Genomic DNA, 22,237 nt, shown 5'->3' on the forward strand with positions numbered 1-22,237 from the left:
GGGATAGATAATGAATATAAAAGATATTTTAGCCGAAATTAAAAGAGGATGCGCAGAGATTATTGATGAAGAAAAAATAGAATCATTAATAAAAAATTATTATGAAAAGGGTGAAAATTTTTTCGTTAAAGCAGGTTTTGATCCTACAGCTCCTGATTTACATTTAGGGCATAGTGTGGTTTTAAACAAGATGGCTTTTTTGCAAAAACATGGAGCGATAGTACAATTTTTAATTGGTGATTTTACAGGTCAAATTGGCGATCCAAGCGGTAAGAATGCTACAAGAAAAAAACTAGATAAAGAGCAGGTTTTAATTAATGCAAAAACTTATGAAAAACAGGTTTTTAAAATTTTAGATAAGGAAAAAACTCAGATTAAATTTAATTCTGTATGGCTTAATGAACTTGGAGCTAGTGGTTTAGTGGAACTTACTTCAACTTTTAGTGTAGCTAGAATGCTTGAACGAGATGATTTTACAAAGCGTTTTAAAGAACAAAGTTCTATTAGTATTTGTGAATTTTTATATCCCTTGCTTCAGGGTTATGATAGTGTTTTTTTAAAAAGCGATATAGAAATGGGAGGGACTGATCAAAAATTTAATCTTTTAATGGGTAGACATCTTCAAAGAATTTATAATGTAGGTAAAGAACAAGCAGTGATGATGATGCCTCTTTTAGAAGGATTAGACGGTGTTAATAAAATGAGCAAAAGTTTAAATAATTACATAGGTGTTACAGAAAAACCTAATGATATGTATGCTAAAATTCTAAGCATTAGTGATGAGTTAATGTTTAGATATTATGAACTTTTGAGTCAAAAAACTTTACAAGAACTTGAAGTTATAAAAAATGATATAAAAAATGCTAAATTGCATCCTAAAAAAGCTAAAGAAAATTTAGCTTTAGAAATTGTTGAGCGTTTTTATACAAAAGAAGATGCAATATTTGCAAAAGAAGAATTTGATAGAATTCATAGTGCTAATGCTTTGCCAAGTGAAATTAAAGAATTTGAATTTAAAGGCGAAAGTATTTGGCTGGCCAAAGCATTGGTATTGTGTGAATTAGAAAGTTCAACTTCTGCTGCAAGAAGAAGTATAAGTGCTAATGCAGTGAGTGTGAATTCTCAAAAAATTAATAATGAACAAATGCAATTAAATACTGGAGAATATATTTTACAAATGGGTAAAAGAAAATTTGCAAAATTAAAGGTTAAAGAATGAGTTTTAAATCTCTTCAAATAGGAAAACATTTAATTAAATATCCAATTTTTCAGGGAGGAATGGGTTTAGGTATTAGTTGGGATAAGCTAGCTTCAGCTGTATCTTTAAATGGTGGTCTTGGTATTATTTCATCTGTTGGAACAGGGTATTATGAAAATCGCTCCTATGTAAACAAAGAGCTTAATGCTAAACCTTATGGTAGTGAGAATTTTTATTCAAGAAAAGGTTTACAAGCTTTAATTGATAATGCTAGAAAAGTTTGTGGAGATGCACCTTTGGGGTGCAATATACTTTGTGCAAGCAATGATTATGCAAGAATTGCTAAAGATGCTTGCGAAGTCGGGTTTAATGTGATCGTTTCGGGTGCAGGTCTTCCGACAAATTTACCAGAATTTACTATGGATTTTCCAGATGTCGCTTTAGTTCCTATTGTTTCATCGGCTAAGGCTTTAAAAATTATTTGCAAAAGATGGCAAAATCGTTATAATCGTTTACCAGATGCTATAGTGCTTGAAGGGCCAAAAAGTGGTGGGCATCAAGGTTTTACTTATGAACAGTGTCTTGATCCAAATTATCAATTAGAAAAATTAATCACTCCAGTAGTTGAAGAAGCAAAAAATTGGGGTTCATTTCCAGTAATTGCAGCGGGAGGAATTTGGGATAAAAAAGATATTGAAAATGCAATCGCATTGGGTGCAAGTGGAGTACAGATGGGAACGCGTTTTATAGGTACTTTTGAGTGTGATGCCAGTGATGATTTTAAAAATGTTTTACTTTCTTGTAAAGAAGAAGATATAGAGCTTATTAAATCCCCAGTAGGATATCCTGCTAGAGGTGTAAGAACCAATTTGCTTGATTTAGTAGATAAAAGAATGGGACCTAAAATAAATTGTATTAGCAATTGTGTAGCTCCTTGTGGTCGAGGAAAAGAGGCTACAAAGGTCGGATATTGTATAGCTGATAGGCTTTTTGATGCATGGTCTGGGAAAAAAGAAACAGGATTATTTTTTACAGGGACAAATGGATATCGTTTGGATAAACTAATCAGTGTTAAAGAATTAATACATAAGCTTGTTAATGGTGAAGAATGATTAAATTTTTATTTTTCTTTTTTGTTTTTGTTAATATTTGTTTTGGAGCATATGAAAAAGAACTTGATAATTTTGATAATAATTTTATTACATCTAAAACTGATATACAAATAAAATTTCATCAGCAATTAAAAAGTCTTTATATTCAAAGCGTTATTAATGAGGATGAAAAAACCAAGATAGAAATTTTAAAAAGATTGATTATAAGTTCAAATGTTTTAAATTTAGACGATCGATCTTATGCAGAAGAGTTAAAAGAAAGTGGAGTTAGTCAATCAAGTATTAATGCTTTAAGAAAGGCTGTTATTAAAGATAAAAAAAGAAATAATTCTTTAGATAATGCTGAAATTTCTACTTTTTCACAAACTCAAAATCAAGAAAATGCTTCAAAGAATGAAAAAAAACATGATACCAATATAAAGGTAGAAAAAAAGCTACAAATACAAAATAATCTTTCAGAAGTAAAAAAAGAAAATGATAAAATTTATATTTTAAATTCAAATAAAATCAATCAAAGCATTGAACTAAGACTTAATGCAAATTTAAGTGAAAAAGATGTTAAAAGTTTTGTTTTAGATGAAAAAGGAAATTTCCGTTATATCAGTGATTTTAGCGGTATTTTAGAGGGAGGAAAAAAAGAATATAAGATGGATGATTACCGAGTAGTCATCTCGCAATTTAATCCAAAGACGATTCGTATTGTTATCTATGCTAAAGAAAGAATTCCTATTGTTTTTGATTTTAATGATAAAAAAATAAAAATTTCAAAACAGTCTAATATTGCTATAAAAAATACAAAAAAAGAAATTCAAGTAACCCAAAAAGATTTACCAAAAAAGCAGGAAATCAAACCAATTAAGGCACAAGTTTCTCAAGAAAAAAAGCCAAGACAAGATAAAAAAGATCCTTTATATGTTTTAGATGTTGATAAAATTTCAAATTCTGTTATACTTAATTTAAGTGATAATTTAAGCGATGATGAAATTTCAATTTTTAGTTCTAAGGATCAAAAATTTTTTAGACAAATTGTAAGTTTTAAGGGAGTTTTAGAGGGAAATCGCAAAAATTTTACTTTTGGTAAAAATAATATTACAGTAACGCAATATAATCCAAAAACGGTTAGAGTTGTTCTTAGTTCTCCAAAAGATTTTAATATTTTTAAAAATTTAGAGGATAAAACTTTAACTTTAGGTTTTCAAAAGGATGTTAAAAAAACATCCAATAGCGATGATAAAAAAAATAAAAATAATAACAATAAAAATATCTTAACTCATAATTTTAAATCAAAAAAAATTATTGTTATTGATGCAGGACACGGTGGAAAAGATAGTGGAGCCTTAGGCAACAAGCAAGGGACTCTCAAAGAGAAAAATGTTGTTTTAAGCACAGCCTTAAAACTTGGAAATGAACTTAAAAAAAGAGGCTATAGAGTTCTTTATACCAGAAGTACTGATCAATTTATCAATTTAAGAGATAGGACTAAATTTGCCAATGATAAAAGAGCAGATTTGTTTATTTCTGTTCATGCTAATGCAGCACCTAATGCAAAAAAAGCTAAAAGCGCTGAAGGTGTAGAAACTTTCTTTCTAAGTCCTGCTAGAAGTGAAAGAAGTAAAAAAGCAGCTGAAAAAGAGAATCAAGGAGATTTTGAAGAAATTAATTATTTTTCTAAACAGAGTATTTTGAATTTTTTAAATCGTGAAAAAATTGTAGCATCAAATAAACTTGCTATTGATGTACAAAAAAATATATTAACTCAAACAAGAAAAAAATATAAAATTGTTGATGGCGGAGTGAGAGAAGCTCCTTTTTGGGTTCTTGTGGGAGCTCAAATGCCAGCAATTTTAATTGAAATAGGATATATTACTCACCCAAATGAAGGTCAAAGAATCGCAAGTAAAACTTTTCAAGATATTTTAGCCAAAGGGATTGCTGATGGAGTTGATAGCTACTTTTATCACAATCGTTAAATGAAAAAAGCAAATATAATTTTTAAAGATAATACACCTTTTTCTCTTGATTTTGATGATTTTTATTTTAATTCACAAGATGGAATACAAGAGAGTAAATATATTTATACAGAAGCTTTTAATTGGGATAATAAAGAGCAATTTGTTATCGCTGAAACAGGTTTTGGAATAGGGCTTAATTTTTTTCTAACTTTAAAAAGGTTTCTTAAGGAACAAAATGATGAAAAAAGATTGTTTTATATCAGTGTAGAAAAATTTTATATTGATAAAGAAAAATTAAGAGAAATTTATCAAAAACTTGGGTTTTATGAGGATTTTAAAGAAGTGCTTGAGCCTTTTTTAAAATTTTATCCCCCTTGTAAAGAGGGATACTATCGATTTTATTTTAAAAATTGTTTTTTAGATCTTATATTTGATGATATTTCAATTTTAAAAAAGCTTGATTTTAAAGCCAATGTATGGTTTTTAGATGGTTTTTCTCCTAGTAAAAACTCAGCTATGTTTGATGATAATGTATTATTTGAGGTGGCAAGATTATCAAAAAAAGGAACTCAGCTTTGTACATTTTCTGCAGCTAGTTTACTGCAAAAAAATCTTCGAAAAAATGGTTTTTGCATTCGGAAAATCAAAGGATTTAGAAAAAGAGAAATGATTCAGGCTTTTTTTGAAAATGATAAAACTGAACAAGAAATGTTTCAAGAAGCATATTTTAAAAGAGTTTCTCAAAAAATAAAAAATAAAGAAGTAGCGATTATAGGTGCAGGTATTTGTGCAGCAGTTTTAGCGTATGAGCTTTTTTTAAGAGGTTTTAAAATTAGTATTTTTGAAAAAAATGCTTGTTTAGGTGAGGGTGCTAGTGGTAATGAAAGCGGAATTTTAAGTTCTTTGATTTTAAAACCAGGTGTTGCTTTAGGTGAATTTTCTCAACTTGCTTTAGTTGAGGCCAATCGTTTTTATCGCCAAATTTTGGATTTAAAATTAGAAGGAGTTATAGAAATTGCACATAATGATTTAATGCAGGAGCGTTTTTTATCTCAAAAAAATAATATTTTATTTAATATTAAAAAAAATCAAGCATTTTTACAAGATGGTGGACACATCCAACCAAAAAAACTTGTTCAAGTTTTATTTGAAAAAAGTAAAGCTAAGATTTATTTTAATCATCAATTTGAGAATTATCAATATAAAAATGGCACCTTTAAACTTTTTTTTAATGGAATGAAGGATTATTATCAGTCAGAAATCTTAATTTATGCTATGGGTGCAGATACTAAAGATTTTATATCTTATGATTTTATGAATTTAAGTAAAGTTCGTGGTCAAGTTACTCATTTAGAGCCTTTTTGCGATATTCAATATCCACTTTCATCTAAAGCTTATATTTGTCCAAAAAATCAAGGAATACAAGTTATAGGTGCGAGTTATGATCGTTTAAATTCCAGTTTTAGTCCTAACAGTGAAGACGATAGAGAAAATATTAGAAATATTAAAGAAATTTTAAAAGGTGATGAAAAATTAATTTTTAAGGGATCTAAAGTAGGATTTAGATCTTATTCTAGTGATCGATTTGCTATTATCGGTGCTGCTTATGATGAAAATTTTTATAAAGAGTGCTATAAAGATTTATTATGGACAAAAAATAAAAAGCAGAAATTGCCTCAAAATATTCCCAATCTTTATTTAAATTTTGCTCATGGATCTCGAGCTTTTTCTACATCTATATTAGCCGCACGCTATCTTTGTGCTCTAATTGGAGATGAGCCTTTGTGTATAGATAAAGATTTTATTTCTTGTATTCATCCAGCTAGATTTTTAATTAGAAAATTAAAAAAAGGTTTAAAATAATAAATATAAAAATATTTTTTTATTATTTTAATTTTATTTAATTTTAAATCGTATTGTTTTATTATTAGTATAACAATTTTATTTTTAAGGAAAATTTCATGGTCGATTATAATCAAATAGAGTCTCGTTTGGTGGCGCTTGAGAAGCTTCCTTCTTTAAATTCTAATTCTTCTATTCCTAAAGCTTTGGAAAAAGCTGGATTTAGCAGAAGGGATTTTATGAAATGGGCAGGAGCTATGACAGCTTTTTTAGCACTTCCGGCAAGTTTTACACCTATGGTAGCAAAAGCTGCTGAATTGGCCGATAGATTACCCGTTATTTGGCTACATATGGCAGAATGTACAGGTTGTAGTGAAAGTTTATTAAGAAGTGATACACCAACAATAGATAGTTTAATATTTGATTATATATCTTTAGAGTATCATGAAACTGTAATGGCTGCTGCAGGTTGGCAAGCAGAAGAAAATTTAGAAAATGCAATTGAAAAATATAAAGGTCAATATGTTTTAATGGTAGAGGGTGGTATTCCATGTGGAGATAAAGAGCACTATCTTACAATAGGACCTCATGCAAAAACTGGATATGAGCTTAGTAAAAAAGCTAGTGAAAATGCTTATGCGATTTTAGCTATTGGAACCTGTTCTTCTTTTGGAGGAATACAAGCAGCAAGACCGAATCCAAGTAACGCACAACCTTTAAGTAAAGTTACTGATAAAACAGTGATTAATGTTCCAGGTTGTCCCCCAAGTGAAAAAAATATAGTAGGTAATGTTTTGCAGCTTTTGCTTTTTAAAGAACTTCCAGCGCTTGATGTTTATAATAGACCAAAATGGGCTTATGGTTTAAGAATTCATGATCTTTGTGAAAGACGTGGACATTTTGATGCAGGAGAATTTGTGCAAAGTTTTGGCGATGAAGGTGCAAAAAATGGTTATTGTCTTTATAAGGTAGGTTGTAAAGGACCTTATACTTTTAATAATTGCTCAAGAGAAAGATTTAATCAACATACTTCTTGGCCTATTCAAGCAGGACATGGTTGCATAGGATGTTCTGAACCAAATTTCTGGGATAATATGGGGCCTTTTGAAGAACCTTTAGCAAGTCATAAATTTGATACAGTTTTTGGTTTGGGCGCTGATAGTGTTTCAGATAAAATAGGCATAGGTGTGTTAACACTCACAGGAGTTGCAATTGCTGCTCATGCAGTGATCGCTTCTATGAAAAAAAATGAGGAGTAAGAATGAGTCAAAAAATAATAGTTGATCCAATTACAAGAATTGAAGGGCATTTAAGAGTTGAAGTTGTTGTTGATGATGATAATATTGTGAAAGAAGCTTATGCAGGTTCTACCTTATGGCGAGGTATTGAAACTATTGTTAAAGGAAGAGATCCAAGAGATGCGGGTTTTATGACTCAAAGAATTTGCGGAGTATGTACATTTTCTCATTATAAAGCAGGTATTGTAGCTGTTGAAAATGCCTTAGGAATTATCCCTCCTTTAAATGCATTACTTACAAGGACTTTGATGAATGCAGCTCTTTTTTTACATGATCATATAGTGCATTTTTATCAACTTCATGGACTTGATTGGGCTGATGTAGTAAGTGCTTTAAGCGCTGATCCTAAAAAAGCGAGTGATGAGGCTTTTAAATATACCTCAAATCCTTATGCAACAGGAGCTGATAAGCTTCTTGAAGTACAACAAAGGCTTAAAATTTTTGTAGATAAAGGCAATTTGGGACCTTTTGCAAATGCTTATTATGGACATCCAACTTATCGTTTGACTCCAGAGGAAAATTTAATTGTTCTTTCTCATTATTTAGAATGCTTAAGAATTCAAAGAATTATTGCTCAATGTATGGCTATTTTTGGAGCAAAAAATCCACATCCGCAAAGTTTAACTGTTGGGGGTGTAACTTGTGTTATGGATCTTTTGAATCCTTCAAGAATGGGAGAATATATGAGTAAATTCCAAGAGGTGCAAGATTTTGTAAATCATGCTTATTATCCAGATCTTGTAATGGCAGGAAAAGCTTATGCAAATGAAGCCAGTGTTTTGAATGATATTGGAGTAAATAATCTATTTACTTTTCAAGAATTTCAACTTGGAAAAAATGAATGGTTATTTGAAAGCGGCATAATTAAAAATGGAGATTTAAGTAAAGTTTATGAAGTAGATGAAAATAAAATTACTGAAGAGGCAACTCATTCTTGGTATGTGGATAATGAACCTTTACATCCTTATGATGGTAAAACAAATCCAAATTATACGGGACTTATTGATGGTGATAGCATAGATCATCATGGAAATAAAGTTAATTCTAAAGTTTTTGATACTAAGGGAAAATATAGTTGGATTAAAGCTCCACGGTATGAAGGAAATCCAATGCAAGTTGGACCTCTTGCAAATATAGTGGTTAATTATGCTAAAGGAAATAAAAATGTTGTTGGGGTTGTTGATGAGTTTTTAAAAGAAACGGGACTTCCTTTAGACGCTGTTTTTAGCACTCTTGGAAGGACTGCTATGCGTTGTTTAGAAGCTAAAATTGTAGCCAATAATGCTTTAAGAGCTTTTGATAATTTAGTTGAGAATTTAAAAGTAGATCAAACTACTTGTGCGCCTTATACTCCAGATACAAGCAAAATGGTTAATGGTGAATATAGAGGGCGATATATGGGTCATGTGCCAAGGGGAACTTTAAGTCATTGGTGTAGAATAAAAAATGGAGTAATTGAAAATTGGCAAGCTGTAGTCCCTTCAACTTGGAATGCGAGTCCAAAGGATGCTAATGGGATAGGTGGAAGTTATGAACAATGTTTAATAGGTCTTAAAATAGCTGATGTTAAACAACCACTTGAGATTATACGCAAAATTCATTCTTACGATCCTTGTATAGCTTGTGCTGTGCATGTTATGGATACCAAAGGAAATAATTTAAGCGAATATAAAGTCAATATAAATTTATAGGAGGCTTTTTATGAGTAATAAAGAGGAAAAATTACAAAGAAAAGCTGAATATGAATTTAGTATCGGTTTACGTTTAACACATTGGATTCGAGCGATTGCTATAGTAATTTTAATAGGAACTGGATACTATATTTCTTATGTATTTCAAAGCCCTATGAGCAGTTTTGAGCCTGTAAATTTTATGCAGGCTAAATATCGTTTAGTTCATCAAGCTATAGGATTTGTTTTAATTGCTTGTATTATTTTTAAATTTTATCTTTTTTTCTGTGATAAAATCAGCCATAAAGAACGTGTTTCTATTTTAGATCTTTTTAGTGTTAAACTTTGGATTCGTCAAATTAAATTTTATATTTTTTTAGGTAAGCACCCGCATTTAAGAGGTGTTTATAATCCTTTACAATTTGTGACTTATTTTTTATTTTATCTTGTAATGTTGGGTATTATTTTAACAGGACTTATTCTTTATACTCATACTTATCATGAAGGTTTAGGTGGGATATTATATGATCTTTTAAAGCCAATTGAAGCAAAATTAGGCGGATTGGCAGAAGTTAGAATTTATCATAGAATTTTAATGTGGGTAGTGATGATTTTTATTCCTATTCATGTTTATATGGCAATTTTTAACGCTGTTAAAGGTAAAAATGGTGCCATGGATGCGATTTTTAGTGGTTATAAATATATTAAAGAGGAGAGAAATTGAATTTCCTTGTGCTTGGCATAGGGAATATTATGTTTGCGGATGAAGGCATAGGGGTTCATGTTTGTAATTTTATGAAAAAAAATTACAAATTTACTCATCCTATTCATACTATAAAATTTATAGATGGTGGAACTTTAGCTTTGCAGTTAAGTTATATCATTGCAAGTTATGATAGAGTAATTTTAATAGACTGTATTGATGCTGATAATGCAAACATAGGAGATGTATTTTTCTTTCCCTATGAAGCAATGCCAAAAAATCTTAATTGGAGCGGAAGCGCCCATGAAGTTGAAATGCTTCAAACTCTTCAATATATGGAATTAGCAGGTGATTTGCCCCAAATTCAAATTTTAGCTTGTATCCCTAAACGTATCAAGCCAATGAGCTTTCAACTTTCTAGTGAAATTGTAAAATCAAGTAAAATTATGGAAAAAACTTTACTTGATTATTTAAAAAAAGAAGGCTTTGAATATAAAAAAATTGGGAATTATTCTTTACAAGAATTAGCAGATAATGCTTATAAAGGTTAAATTTCAATTTTAGTACGGTATTGAATAGCTTTATTTAAAGAAATAGTATCAACATTTTCAAGGTTAACTCCGCTTGGAATACCTTGGGCAATTTTGCTAAATTTTAGATTTAAATTTTTAAATTTATCTTCAATAAAAAAAATAGTTGCATCTGAGTTAATACTATGAGGTAGAGCAAAAATTAATTCTTTGCTATTTTGCCTTAGTATCATTTCTTCTAGCTTTGATATTTTTTCATTATCTAGCCCATCTAGTACAAAATATAAACCTTGATAGCTTTTGCTTTCCTCTATAATAAGAATATCTTTAGGGGTTTCAACGATACATAAAGTGTCTTTATTTCTTTCTTCATCAGTACAAATTCCGCATAGTTCGTTTTCACTTAAAGATCCGCATTGCTGGCAGGGTTTGATAAAGCGTAAAGCATTTTCAATATTGTGTGCAAGTTTCATGCCTTCAAGTTGATTATTTATGCATATATAATAAGCAAGGCGAATAGCAGTTTTTTTGCCTATGGTAGGCAAATTTGAAAAACTTTCAATTAAATTATTAAATTTTTCTAAATCATTTTTATGTTTCATTATGTTTTTTTTCTCCAAAAAAAACTTTAAAACAATGCTTGTTATTTTCATAATAATAAATAATATCAAAATTATGTAGTTTGCATACTTCAAAGACGATATAAAGACCCAATCCCATTCCCTTTACTTTTTCATCTTTTTCCCGAGTGAAAGCTTCAAAATAGTATTCTATAGGTTCGCTTAATTTTCGTCCTGGATTTTGTATAATAAAATATTGATGATGAGAGTATATTTCACAAGTTCCATTACTTGAATATTTTAAAGCATTGTCGATTAAATTTTTTAATATTAAAGGAAAAATTTCCATATCAACATTAATCAAAGCATCGCTTTTTAAATAAATTTTGACAATTTTATTAAAATCATCTCTCATTAAATAATTTTTAGCTTCTTCTAGTATAGTGCTAAAATGGACAGGTTTGAAATGCAAATTATAGTTTTTTGAAAAAAGATTTTCTATCTTTGCAAATTCATTAATTAAAGAATCCATGCGTGAGAATATATCAATAAGTCTTTCTTTTTGCTTGATTTCTCTAACCATTTCTGCAATGATTCTCCCTTTACCTATAGGAGTTTTTAATTCATGCATAATCGTGCGTAAAAAAAGTTGTCTTGATTGTATTAACTCTTGATTTCTTATAAAAGCCTTTTTAAATTCAAAGGCAATTTTTCCTATTTCATCTTCTTGATAATCAATAAAATCAGGTTTTTTTCCATTTGCTGCTTCTGCAACTTGTTTTCTAAGTTTTTTAAGAGGTTCTAAGGATTTTAAAACCGAAAAATACATAAAAACAACTAAAAAAGAAAAAAAGAAAAATCCTATCAATAAAAGATTATAAATTCTGTCATTAATATTTTCTTTATAAAGTTTTTTAAAATCGCCACATTGAATATCAACATAAAGATTATTATGATATTTTAAAGATAAAAAATGACATATTTCATTATTGCTATCATAAAAAAGAATTTCACCATTTTCTTTAATGGCATTTATTAAATCTAAATTTTTTACAATAGAAAAATTATTATTATTAAAGTAAGCATCTATATTAAAATTTGAATTGTAAGAATTTATCATATTCTTAACAAGATTTTTTTGTCTTAAAACCCCTTCTTCGGCGTAAGCATTTTCTTCAATTTTTAATAAAACAATAAAAAGAATACAAACCAAAAGAAAGGTTACAACAAATAAAACAACTAATTTAGTATAAATAGAATATTTTTTTTGAATCATCCTATAAGTTTATATCCTATTCCCCTAACAGAAAAAATATGTTTTGGAGATTTAGAACTATCATTTATTTTAGTTCTTAATCGACCAATAATTACATCTAAACTTTTAGAATCTTTATCTTTAAGATTTTTACAACGATTAACAAGTTGCTCTCTAGATACACTATAGCTGTGTTGTTGAATAAGATATTCTAAAATTTCATATTCAGCTGGAGTTAGAGTTAAAACTTTATCATTATAGCTGATTTCATGTCTTCTTTCATCTATTTTAAAGGCAGAATTGATGTTTTCATTACTAGAAGTTTCAACTCTCTTTGTGCGACGAATAAGACTTGTGATTCTTGCATACATTTCTTTAGGATCATAAGGCTTAGGAAGATAATCATCTGCACCGATTTGAAGCCCCACAACCTTATCGCTAAGATCTCCTCTTGCTGAAGAAATGATAATAGGGATATTGTTTTTTTGTCTGATTTCTCTACAGACTTCAAGTCCATCTATCCCAGGTAAAGTTAAGTCTAAAATCAAACAATCATAGCCTTGCATCCCCATATTTAAAGCCTCTTTAGGTGTTTGAAAATTTGTAATTTTTATGTTAAATTGAGCTAGATATTCGGATAAAAGTTGTGCAAAATCAGGATCATCTTCTATCATTAATACATTAATCATTATAATATTTTCCTTACATTATTATTGTACTGTTTTAATAATATTTACATAATTTTATTTAAATTTTGATAAATTATTGAGCTTATTTTTGCTAAAATTAGCTTTTTTTGATATTTTTTATTACAAAAATTAAGGATTTGGTTATGGAATTAGATTATTATGAGATTTTAGAAATTACACGAAATGCCGACAAAGACGGAATAAAAAAGGCTTATAGAAAAATGGCTTTGAAATATCATCCAGATAGAAATCAAGGAGATAAAGAAGCTGAAAATAAATTTAAATTAGTTAATGAAGCTTATGAAGTTTTAAGTGATGATGAAAAACGTGCTATCTATGATAGATATGGTAAGGATGGGTTAAAAGGGGGAAGCTTTGGAAGCACTTCTGGTTTTGGGGGTTTTGATGACTTAGGAGATATTTTTTCTAGCTTTTTTGGAGATAGTTTTTCAAAACGTCAAAAAAAAACAAGTGATGAAAAATTTGCAAGCGATTTAATTGTTAATTTAAGATTAAATTTTAAAGAAGCTGTATTTGGATGTAAAAAGAATATAGATTTTGCTTATAAAAATTCTTGTAAAACTTGTCAGGGAACAGGATCTAAAGATGGAAAACTTCAAACTTGTCCTAAATGTAAGGGAAGTGGACAGGTAGGAATTTCTCAAGGATTTATAACTTTTGCGCAAACTTGTCCAGAGTGTCAAGGTAGTGGAGAAAGCATCCGTGAAAAATGTAATGATTGCAAGGGTAAAGGTTATGAAGAAATTAAAGATCAGGTTGAAATTAATATTCCAGAAGGCATAGATAGCGGAATGAATTTAAGAGTTAATTCTAAAGGAAATATGATCAAAAGTGGGTCTAGAGGAGATTTATATGTTAAAATTATTGTTGATGAGGATAGAACCTTTATAAGGGATGAGAATGATATATATATAGAATATCCAGTATTTTTTACTCAAGCCATTTTAGGCCAGAGTGTCAAAGTTCCTACTATACGAGGAGAAGCGGTTTTAAATTTACCTAAAGGTGCTAAAGATGGTCAAAGATTTGTTCTTGAGAAAGAAGGAGTAAAAGATGTGCATAGCTCTTACATAGGTAATCAAATTGTCCAAATTTCTATTAAATTTCCCCATTCTTTAAATGATGAGCAAAAAGAACTTTTAGAAAAACTTAGTGAAAGTTTTGGAATTAAAGATGGTATGCATCAAGAGCAAAAAGGATTTTTTGAAAAAATAGCTGATTGGTTTAAATCTTAAAGCCAATCACAAAAAACATTTTATAAATAAAATTAAAAGTGTTTTTTATAAAAATTCAAAATTTTTTAGACATAAAAAAAGCTAGGTTTTATAAAACCTAGCTTTAAAGAATTTAATTCTAAGTGATTTTTAGAATTTGTAAAGAGCTTGAAGTCTCACAGCGTTGTGATCACTTTTACCATTTTTATCTGCATCTATATTTACATAAGAATAGAATGCTGAGAAGTCAAGTTTTGGAGAATATTTATAATCTACTCTTGCAACTGCTTCTAATTTTTTACCACCTGTGTGATCATCTGTTTTAGTTCCACCATATACGAAATCACCACCTACGCGAACTGTTTCGTTGAAAGTGTAACCAGCTGTTACATAACCGAAGATATTTCTACCAAGATCACCATTAAGATTTGATCCTTCAGTATAGAAAATTTCTTGACCAGCTAATACAGATCCAAGATTTCCTTGATCTTCAATTGTAGTCATAGTTGCTTTATTTTTATCACCGTAGTATAAACCACCAAGGCTAGCATCCCAACCATTTAATTCAATGCTACCTTTTAAAGCAAAGAAATTACCATTTCCAGCTCCGTTTTTAGTTTCGTTATCTAAAGAGTTTCCTAAATAAGTACCTTCAAGTGTCCAGTTGATGCCATCAAAAATAGTTGTACTATAAGCTCCGTCTAAAGCATAGAAGAAACCTACTTTATCCCAGTAAGCTAACCATAATTGTGGATTAAGTTGACCGCCAAGAGTTTCATAAGAACCTACAGCAGCAGCACCATACATATTGCCGATTGAATCACCAGCGATATTGGTCAGGAATCCGCCCATATCTCCTGTATAATATTTAACTTTACCATTGTCTATCACAGCATTTGATTGTTCGCTTGTCATAAAGCTATCTACAGCAAAAGCAGCTAGAGTTAAACCATCGATGCTATTATTTACTACTTTAACACCTGTTCCAACTAAACCATCGATTTCATTGTCAGTCCAGATAGTGTTAAGTTGTTGTTTACCAGCAATTACGCTTGTAGCTACATCTTCATTTGTATAAGTTAAATATAATTGGCGAACTGCAAAACCTTTTTTATCATTTTGAGTTTCTTGAACTCCGTATCCACCATCAGTAGCAGCATAATCAAATTGAACAAAAGCTTTAAAATTATCAGCTATAGCAGCGCTGAAATTAACTTGAGCTCTGTATTTGTGTGCTTGGCGATCTTGTATTAAGAAATCTCTATCGCTTTTAAATTTTTTATCAAAAGAACCTGATTCATATCTATATCTTAATACTCCAGATACATCGATATTTTTGATAGCTTCTTCTACTGGAGTAGCACTAGCTACAGAAAAAGCACTTGCAGTAAGAGCTGCAACTAAACTAAGTTTAACTAGTTTCATGAGAATTCTCCTTCTTAAAATTAAAATTAAAACGATGTAATTGTAGCATAAAAAATAAGAGTTTATCTTAAAAAATACTTAAAGTTTATTTTAGGTTTAATTTTGAAGTTTTAAAATAAAGCAAATTCTAGCTAAGCCTAAAGCCTAGCTAGAGTATAATTTTAAGGAGTTTTCTTATGAATGTTTGTATTCATTTGTAAGTATAAAAATTAAAAGTAAATGATAAGTAATTGTAAAAATTTTTACAAAAATTTATTTTTTATGATTTTAACTTTTTCAATAAATCATCAGCATTTATAAAGCCTGTAATTTTTAATTGTTCTTTACCATTTTCAAAAAAAATCAAAACTGGTGGTCCAAAAACATTAAATTGTTTCATGATTTTTATATCTTCATTGTTATTTTGACTGACATCAACCTTGATTAATTTGTATTTTTTAACTTGATCAATAACTCTTTTATCACTGAAAGTAAGTTCATCTAAGAGCTTACAATTTTCACACCAAGATGCTGTAAAATCAAGCATTAAAGCTTGATTGTTTTTTATTTCTTGATTGATTTGATCTAGATTGTTTATAAAATGATAATTTAAAGCTTGATTTTTTTCTTTTGCGCTAAAATTTAAAGGATTTAAAAAATCTTTTGATCCAAAAAGTCCACCTAAAAATAAGCAAATAGAATAGCTTAAAACTAAAATTAAAATGCTTTTTTTTATCTTGGCAAAAGCATTGAAAGCTTTTTCAAAAATTCCCATAAAAACACTAAAAAATATACCTAAAATTCCAAAAGCCATTAAAACATAATGTGTTGCTATAATGCGAGAGAGTATCCAAATGGTCATTGCAAACATAATAAAGCCAAAAAATACTTTTACTTTTTCCATCCAAACACCTGGTTTTAAGAATCCTAATCCTAAGCCAATAAAAAGCAAAGGAATTCCCATGCCAAAACTCATTATAAAAAGCGCACTTCCGCCAAGCAAGGCATCTTTTGTATTTGCTATATATATCAAGGCTCCAGCTAAAGGAGCTGCAACGCAAGGTCCTACAATTAAAGCAGATAAAAAGCCCATAATGGCTATCCCTATAATGCCTTTTTTGTTACCACTTTTTTTGTGAATGAAATTTTGAAATTTCAAAGGTACTTCAAAACGTAAAATATCAAACATTGCAAGTGCAAAAAGAATAAAAATCAGTGCAAAAATAATTAAAACACTAGGTTTTTGCAAAATTCCTTGAACACTTGCGCCCAAAAAACTAGCAATAATTCCAGCAATAGCGTATGCTAAAGACATAAAAAACACATAAACAAATGAAAGAAAAAAGCTATGTTTTTTAGAATTTTTATTTCCACTTTTTGCAATTAATAAAGAAGATAAAATAGGAATCATAGGTAAAATACAAGGAGTGAGAGAAAGTAAAATTCCATAGCCAAAAAAACTAAGTAAAATCCAAAAAAGATTATTTGTAGCTAGAAAATTAGCAATTATTCCTTCTTCGGATTGAGAATTGAAATTTTCTTTAGATTTTTTATTTTGTTTATAAGGTTTTGAAATTGAAAATTGATTGTTTTTATGTGTAAGATTTAGATACCAAATTTGAGGATTGTAGCATAAACCTTGTTTAGAGCAACCTTGAAATTCAAATTTTATTTGATTGAGATTTTTTTTAGCATAATGTTCTAAAAGCAAATTTGGTAAGGCTAAATTTAATTCTTTAAAATACACTTTTTCATTATTTTCTTCAACACTTGGAGGTAAATTTAAAAAAGATGTTATATCTTTGTCGTTAATGTAAAGTTTGATTTTATTTGCATATAGATAAATATCTTGTCCTAATTTAACATTGATAATAATAGAGCTATCATATTTTTTTGAATCAACGTGAAAAGCATCATTTAAAGATAAAATAGAAGCAAATGAAATGCAAAAATTAAGTAAAAGTATTGTGATAAAACGCAATTATTTTTCCTTTTTAGAAAGTATTTTTTTGATTAAAAATTATATTTTTTTGTAGTAAATTAAAAAAGCTTTTTTATTAAAAAATAAAAAATTATAGTATTTTAACTTATGTTTAAATATTAAAAATTTACAATAATTCACAAAAAATTCACTTTCAAGCTATAAAATTGATTTAAAATGATTAATTTAAGGTTTTTAATGAAAAAAAAGATTATTTTTATCATAATATTTTTAATTGTTATTATTAGTGGAGTTTATTATTGGTTTTTTTATAATACAGAAAAAGTGACCTATCTTACTCAAAAAATACAAAGAGAAAATATATCCCAATCCATAGAAGCTATTGGAAAAGTTTATGCTAAAGATCAAGTTGATGTTGGAGCTCAGGTTAGTGGACAAATTGTGAAGCGCTATGTAGATGTAGGATCACGAGTAAAACAAGGAGATTTGATTGCTCAAATTGATAAAGATAAGCAGCAAAATGATTTGGATATTACAAAAGCACAACTTCAAAGTGCTAAAGCAAATTTAGAAAGTAAAAAAATTGCTCTAGATATTGCTTTAAGGCAGTATGAAAGAGAAAAGAAGCTTTATGCTGTGAAGGCAACTTCTTTAGAGAATTTAGAGAGTCAAAAAAATAATTATTATACGCTTAGGGCTAATGTTGCTGATCTTAATGCACAGGTTGTTCAACTTGAAATCACACTTAAAAATGCTCAAAAAGATTTAGACTATACTACAATAACAGCTCCCATTAATGGAGTGATTATCAATGTAGCAGTAGATGAAGGGCAAACTGTTAATGCAAATCAAAATACACCAACTATAGTTCGTATAGCTAATTTAGATGAGATGGAAGTAAGAATGGAAATTGCAGAAGCGGATGTGAGTAAAATAAAAATAGGTACAGAGCTTAATTTTTCTTTATTGAGCGATCCTCAAAAGACTTACCATGCTAAAATAGAAAGCATTGATCCAGCTGATACTGAGGTAAGTGATTCTAGTTCAAATTCAAATTCAAGCTCTTCTAGCTCAAGTTCTAATGCCATATATTATTATGCTAAATTTTACGTTCCTAATAAAGATAATTTTTTGCGTATAGGTATGAGTGTTGAAAATGAAATTATCGTTGCAAGTGCTAAAAATGCGATTGTTGTTCCAAATTATGCGATTAAAAACGATGATAAGGGTTATTATGTTGAGGTTTTAGAAAATGATGAAGTCATTAAAAAATACGTAAAACTTGGGATTAAAGATGCTATTAATACTGAAATTTTAAAAGGTGTAAATGAAGGTGAGAATTTAATACTTAGTTCTAGTGCTGATGGACTTGCATCAAAAATTAAGTTGAGATTTTAATGATTTATTTGAGAAATATCTATAAAAATATAGGTGAAAACACTATTTTAAAAAATATCAACCTTGATATAGAAAAAGGTGAATTTGTAGCTATTATCGGTCAAAGCGGGAGTGGTAAAACTTCTTTGCTTAATATTATAGGTACTTTAGATAGTCCAAGCAGTGGAAATTATTTATTGGATGGATATGAGGTTACAAAGCTTAATAATGATGAAAAAGCAAGACTAAGACGTGAAAAAATAGGTTTCATTTTTCAACGTTACAATCTTTTAAATTTATTCAATTCTAGTGAAAATGTTTCTTTACCTGCTATTTATGCGGGCAAAAATGTACAAGAGAGAAGGCAAAGATCTAAGGAATTGTTAAGCGATCTTGGTCTTGAACATAAGCTTTATTCTAAGCCTAATGAATTAAGTGGTGGCCAGCAACAACGTGTTTCCATAGCAAGGGCTTTGATGAATGGTGGAGAATTGATTTTAGCTGATGAGCCAACTGGGGCTTTGGATAGTAAAAGTGGAATTATGGTGCTTGAAATTTTACAAAAATTAAATAAGCAGGGTCATACTATTGTTTTAGTTACCCATGATCCAAAAATCGCACAACAAGCTAAAAGAGTGATTGAAATAAAAGATGGTGAAATTTTAAGTGATACTAAAGAAAAAAATATTGTCAATAGTCAAGAAATTATTTCCAAGATGATGACAAAAGAAAAAAAAACCTTATCTTTACTTAAAAATCAAGCTTTTGAATGTTTTAAAATTGCTTATTCTTCTATAATCGCACATAAGCTACGTTCAATTTTAACTATGCTTGGTATTATTATAGGAATTGCTTCTGTAGTTTGTGTAGTGGCTTTAGGGCTTGGTTCTCAAGCTAAGGTTTTGCAATCCATTTCTGATCTTGGTACTAGTAGTATAGAAATCTTTCCTGGTAAAGGTTTTGGAGATTTGCGTTCGGGTAAAACAAGACTTAATTTTAGCGATTTAAAAACTTTAAAAAGCTTAAATTTTTTAGAAGCAGTAGATGCTTATACTAGCTCTTCAGGCGTGGCAACTTATAGTAATATTTCTTTAAATGCTAAGGCTGAAGGAGTTGGAGTTAATAATTTTGCTATTGATGGCTTAAAGATTGATACAGGAAGAATTTTAAGCGAAGATGAGGTGCAACATAGTTCAAATGTTGTTGTTCTTGATTTTAATGCTAAAAAGAATTTATTTCCAGAATTAAATAATGAAGATGTTTTAGGGCGCGTGGTAATCTTTGATTCTCAACCTTTTAAGATTATAGGAATTTTAAAAAAAGATCAAAATAAAATATTTGATGATAATGTTGTGCGTCTTTATATTCCTTATACAACGCTTATGAATAAAATCACTGGCGATAAAAAATTACGTGAAATCATAGTAAAGGTTAAAGATGATATGGACTCTACTTTAGCTGAAAATGCGATTATACGTGTTTTAACCCTTAAAAGAGGACAAAAAGATTTTTTTACTTTTAATTCTGATACTTTTAGAAAAACCTTTACAGCCAATAAAAGAACAACGACTATACTTACAATTTGTGTAGCAGTTATTGCTCTTGTAGTTGGAGGAATTGGCGTGATGAATATCATGCTTGTTTCGGTAAGTGAAAGAACAAGAGAAATTGGAATTCGTATGGCAATAGGCGCTAGAAGAGAAGATATTATGATGCAATTTTTAATTGAAGCAATTATGATATGTACTATAGGAGCGATTTTAGGGGTTGTTTTATCTGTATTTGTCATCTTTGCTTTTAATCATTTAAGTACCGATTTTCCAATGATTTTAAATGCATATTCTATATTTTTAGGACTTTTAAGTTCAATTTTAATCGGAGTGATTTTTGGATTTTTTCCTGCAAAAAATGCAGCAAATTTAAATCCTATTCATGCTTTATCAAAGGAATAAAATGAAAATCTTCATCAGTTTTTTAATTGGTTTTTTCATAACAGCTTGTGGAACAAAATTGGTTTTACCTAAAGAACCTTTAATAAAACAGAACGATTTAAAAGATTTAAATATAAGCTATGAATGGTATAAAGCTTACGACAATAAGCATTTAAATGAATTTATAAATTATGTTTTGAAAAACAATAGCGATGTTAAGGTAGCGAGCTTAAATTTATTAAGTGCTTTAGCTAGAGCTGATTTGATTGATTATGATTTATATCCAAGTTTAAGCGGTAATTTAGATTTTACAAAGAACAAAAATTTAAATTCAGGATTAGAGAGTAAAAATTTTAATAATGCCTTAAATTTAAGTTATGAACTGGATATTTATGGAAAGATAAGAGATAGTGCAAAAGCAAGTGAATTTAGTGCAAAAGCAAGTGAATATGATTTGCAAAATTTAAAAATCAGTATGGTTAATACAGCTTTAAATGATGTTTTTGAACTTGCTTATTTTAATGATATGCAAAATTTACTTGAGCAATATTTTCAAAATCTAACTCAAATGAAAGAACTTTATACTTATAAATATAAGCTTGGAAAGATAGAAGAACTTGATTTACTTAATTTGGAGCAAAATACTTTAAAAGCTAAGCAAAATCTTTTAAGTAATGAACAAAATAGAAATTTATTAATTAAAAATTTGCAAGATTTATTGGGCAAAAAAGAGGGATTTTCTTATATAGAATATTTTAAAACCTTGTCTTTATCTGATTTTAAAGAATTAAAACCCAAATTTAACATTCCTTTAAAAACACTTGCTTATCGTCCGGATGTGCAAGCTAAGATTAACAATCTAAAGTCTGCTTTTAAAGATTATACTTCCATGCAAAAATCTATATTGCCAAATATTTCCTTGGGTGGAATTTTAAATGGTAGTGATGAAAATTTTAACGATAGTTTTAAATTTGAAATATTAAGCGGAAATATTAAAATTTCTCTTCCTTTTCTTGATTATGGTAGAGTGCGTCAAAATATTAAAATTTCGGAATTTGAATACGATAAGCTTTTAGTAGAATACGAGCAAATTTTGCAAAGTGCAATCAATGAATATGAACTCAATTATAAGGATTACCAAAGCAATATTTCACTTTTAAAAAATTTAGAAATTATTAATGCAAAACAAAAATTAATCAAAAATGCTTATTATGAAAAGTATAATTTAGGAAAAAGTGAATTAAAAGATTATTTAGATGCCTCTAATGCTTTAAATTCCAGCGAAGAAGAACTTTTAAGAGCAAAATTTAATCTTTATAAAATCATTAATTTATATTATCAAATTACTGCTATAGGGGAAATTCCTTTTTAATTTATCTTGATAATAAAAATCTATAGCTAAATAATTAACAAAGAAATGGAATTAAGCAAGATGAAAATAAAACTAACAAAACTATTGTTAACGAAGATGAGAATTTTAGAAAAATATAGGTTGGGATTGTTTAGATGCATTCTTCAATAAATAAATTTTTTTATTAT

General features: G+C 28.9%; 16 protein-coding genes and 2 pseudogenes. 13 read left to right on the top strand and 5 right to left on the bottom strand.

Annotated elements, in window-relative coordinates; translation table 11 throughout:
- Positions 1-10: 10 nt before the first annotated feature.
- The 9 genes and pseudogenes from tyrS (at position 11) to CMOL_RS01840 (ending at position 10,326) form a co-directional block, all read left to right on the top strand.
- Positions 11-1,219, top strand: a complete 1,209-nt coding sequence (gene tyrS / locus CMOL_RS01805) for a tyrosine--tRNA ligase (RefSeq protein ID WP_239820487.1) — start codon at positions 11-13, stop codon at positions 1,217-1,219.
- Positions 1,216-2,310 (top strand): nitronate monooxygenase, encoded by a 1,095-nt coding sequence (locus CMOL_RS01810; RefSeq protein WP_239820488.1) that lies wholly within the window; start codon positions 1,216-1,218, stop codon positions 2,308-2,310. The genes tyrS and CMOL_RS01810 overlap by 4 nt, the downstream gene beginning before the upstream one ends.
- Positions 2,307-3,506, top strand: a pseudogene (locus CMOL_RS07875) (N-acetylmuramoyl-L-alanine amidase); the annotation flags it as partial. The gene CMOL_RS01810 and the pseudogene CMOL_RS07875, both read left to right, overlap by 4 nt.
- Before the next feature lie 84 nt (positions 3,507-3,590).
- Positions 3,591-4,280: pseudogene (locus tag CMOL_RS07880) on the top strand (N-acetylmuramoyl-L-alanine amidase family protein); the annotation flags it as partial.
- Positions 4,281-6,125 (top strand): bifunctional tRNA (5-methylaminomethyl-2-thiouridine)(34)-methyltransferase MnmC2/FAD-dependent 5-carboxymethylaminomethyl-2-thiouridine(34) oxidoreductase MnmC1, encoded by a 1,845-nt coding sequence (mnmC, locus tag CMOL_RS01820; RefSeq protein WP_239820490.1) that lies wholly within the window; start codon positions 4,281-4,283, stop codon positions 6,123-6,125.
- Positions 6,126-6,223: 98 nt separating this feature from the next.
- Positions 6,224-7,363, top strand: a complete 1,140-nt coding sequence (locus CMOL_RS01825; protein WP_239820491.1) for a hydrogenase small subunit — start codon at positions 6,224-6,226, stop codon at positions 7,361-7,363.
- 2 nt (positions 7,364-7,365) lie between these two features.
- On the top strand, positions 7,366-9,093 hold the full coding sequence (locus CMOL_RS01830; RefSeq protein WP_239820492.1) for a nickel-dependent hydrogenase large subunit: 1,728 nt from the start codon (positions 7,366-7,368) through the stop codon (positions 9,091-9,093).
- A 10-nt stretch (positions 9,094-9,103) separates the two neighbouring features.
- Positions 9,104-9,796, top strand: a complete 693-nt coding sequence (gene cybH / locus CMOL_RS01835) for a Ni/Fe-hydrogenase, b-type cytochrome subunit (RefSeq protein ID WP_239820493.1) — start codon at positions 9,104-9,106, stop codon at positions 9,794-9,796.
- Positions 9,793-10,326, top strand: coding sequence for a HyaD/HybD family hydrogenase maturation endopeptidase (locus CMOL_RS01840; RefSeq protein WP_200282715.1), 534 nt, complete (start codon positions 9,793-9,795; stop codon positions 10,324-10,326). The genes cybH and CMOL_RS01840 overlap by 4 nt, the downstream gene beginning before the upstream one ends.
- Here the strand turns inward: CMOL_RS01840 and recR are convergent.
- The 3 genes from recR to CMOL_RS01855 are packed head-to-tail and all read right to left on the bottom strand — an operon-like array spanning position 10,323 to position 12,809.
- On the bottom strand, positions 10,323-10,907 hold the full coding sequence (gene recR, locus CMOL_RS01845; protein ID WP_239820494.1) for a recombination mediator RecR: 585 nt from the start codon (positions 10,905-10,907) through the stop codon (positions 10,323-10,325). The genes CMOL_RS01840 and recR overlap by 4 nt on opposite strands.
- Positions 10,897-12,138: an ArsS family sensor histidine kinase gene (locus tag CMOL_RS01850; RefSeq protein ID WP_239820742.1), complete on the bottom strand. Its 1,242-nt coding sequence runs from the start codon at positions 12,136-12,138 to the stop codon at positions 10,897-10,899. Before CMOL_RS01850 ends, recR begins: the two co-directional genes overlap by 11 nt.
- The gene (locus tag CMOL_RS01855; RefSeq protein ID WP_200282712.1) at positions 12,138-12,809 is read right to left on the bottom strand and encodes a response regulator transcription factor; all 672 of its coding nucleotides are present in this window, start codon (positions 12,807-12,809) and stop codon (positions 12,138-12,140) included. Before CMOL_RS01855 ends, CMOL_RS01850 begins: the two co-directional genes overlap by 1 nt.
- 143 nt (positions 12,810-12,952) lie before the next feature.
- Between CMOL_RS01855 and dnaJ the strand changes: the two genes are divergently transcribed.
- On the top strand, positions 12,953-14,065 hold the full coding sequence (gene dnaJ / locus CMOL_RS01860) for a molecular chaperone DnaJ (protein WP_239820495.1): 1,113 nt from the start codon (positions 12,953-12,955) through the stop codon (positions 14,063-14,065).
- Between the two features lie 129 nt (positions 14,066-14,194).
- Here the strand turns inward: dnaJ and CMOL_RS01865 are convergent, their stop codons facing one another.
- The gene (locus CMOL_RS01865; protein ID WP_239820496.1) at positions 14,195-15,469 is read right to left on the bottom strand and encodes a major outer membrane protein; all 1,275 of its coding nucleotides are present in this window, start codon (positions 15,467-15,469) and stop codon (positions 14,195-14,197) included.
- A gap of 259 nt (positions 15,470-15,728) precedes the next feature.
- Positions 15,729-17,429, bottom strand: coding sequence for a protein-disulfide reductase DsbD family protein (locus CMOL_RS01870; protein ID WP_239820497.1), 1,701 nt, complete (start codon positions 17,427-17,429; stop codon positions 15,729-15,731).
- Between the two features lie 198 nt (positions 17,430-17,627).
- Here CMOL_RS01870 and CMOL_RS01875 point away from each other — a divergent pair, with 198 nt between their 5' ends.
- The 3 genes from CMOL_RS01875 to CMOL_RS01885 are packed head-to-tail and all read left to right on the top strand — an operon-like array spanning position 17,628 to position 22,070.
- Positions 17,628-18,788: an efflux RND transporter periplasmic adaptor subunit gene (locus CMOL_RS01875; protein ID WP_239820498.1), complete on the top strand. Its 1,161-nt coding sequence runs from the start codon at positions 17,628-17,630 to the stop codon at positions 18,786-18,788.
- Positions 18,788-20,719, top strand: coding sequence for an ABC transporter permease (locus CMOL_RS01880; protein ID WP_239820499.1), 1,932 nt, complete (start codon positions 18,788-18,790; stop codon positions 20,717-20,719). The genes CMOL_RS01875 and CMOL_RS01880 overlap by 1 nt, the downstream gene beginning before the upstream one ends.
- Position 20,720: 1 nt before the next feature.
- Positions 20,721-22,070 carry a TolC family protein gene (locus CMOL_RS01885; protein ID WP_239820500.1) on the top strand — a complete coding sequence of 450 codons (1,350 nt, stop codon included), beginning with the start codon at positions 20,721-20,723 and terminating at the stop codon, positions 22,068-22,070.
- The last annotated feature ends 167 nt before the right edge of the window (positions 22,071-22,237 follow it).

Origin of the sequence: Campylobacter sp. RM10537 (genome assembly GCF_022369435.1) — a bacterium.
Lineage (GTDB): Bacteria > Campylobacterota > Campylobacteria > Campylobacterales > Campylobacteraceae > Campylobacter_D > Campylobacter_D molothri.

What these genes read in the sequence shown, in the direction of transcription:
- tyrS (WP_239820487.1), top strand. Translation starts at nt 11, where the DNA reads ATGAATATAAAAGATATTTTAGCCGAAATTAAAAGAGGATGCGCAGAG.
- CMOL_RS01810 (WP_239820488.1), top strand. Translation starts at nt 1,216, where the DNA reads ATGAGTTTTAAATCTCTTCAAATAGGAAAACATTTAATTAAATATCCA.
- mnmC (WP_239820490.1), top strand. Translation starts at nt 4,281, where the DNA reads ATGAAAAAAGCAAATATAATTTTTAAAGATAATACACCTTTTTCTCTT.
- CMOL_RS01825 (WP_239820491.1), top strand. Translation starts at nt 6,224, where the DNA reads ATGGTCGATTATAATCAAATAGAGTCTCGTTTGGTGGCGCTTGAGAAG.
- CMOL_RS01830 (WP_239820492.1), top strand. Translation starts at nt 7,366, where the DNA reads ATGAGTCAAAAAATAATAGTTGATCCAATTACAAGAATTGAAGGGCAT.
- cybH (WP_239820493.1), top strand. Translation starts at nt 9,104, where the DNA reads ATGAGTAATAAAGAGGAAAAATTACAAAGAAAAGCTGAATATGAATTT.
- recR (WP_239820494.1), bottom strand. Translation starts at nt 10,907, where the DNA reads ATGAAACATAAAAATGATTTAGAAAAATTTAATAATTTAATTGAAAGT.
- CMOL_RS01855 (WP_200282712.1), bottom strand. Translation starts at nt 12,809, where the DNA reads ATGATTAATGTATTAATGATAGAAGATGATCCTGATTTTGCACAACTT.
- dnaJ (WP_239820495.1), top strand. Translation starts at nt 12,953, where the DNA reads ATGGAATTAGATTATTATGAGATTTTAGAAATTACACGAAATGCCGAC.
- CMOL_RS01865 (WP_239820496.1), bottom strand. Translation starts at nt 15,469, where the DNA reads ATGAAACTAGTTAAACTTAGTTTAGTTGCAGCTCTTACTGCAAGTGCT.
- CMOL_RS01875 (WP_239820498.1), top strand. Translation starts at nt 17,628, where the DNA reads ATGAAAAAAAAGATTATTTTTATCATAATATTTTTAATTGTTATTATT.
- CMOL_RS01880 (WP_239820499.1), top strand. Translation starts at nt 18,788, where the DNA reads ATGATTTATTTGAGAAATATCTATAAAAATATAGGTGAAAACACTATT.
- CMOL_RS01885 (WP_239820500.1), top strand. Translation starts at nt 20,721, where the DNA reads ATGAAAATCTTCATCAGTTTTTTAATTGGTTTTTTCATAACAGCTTGT.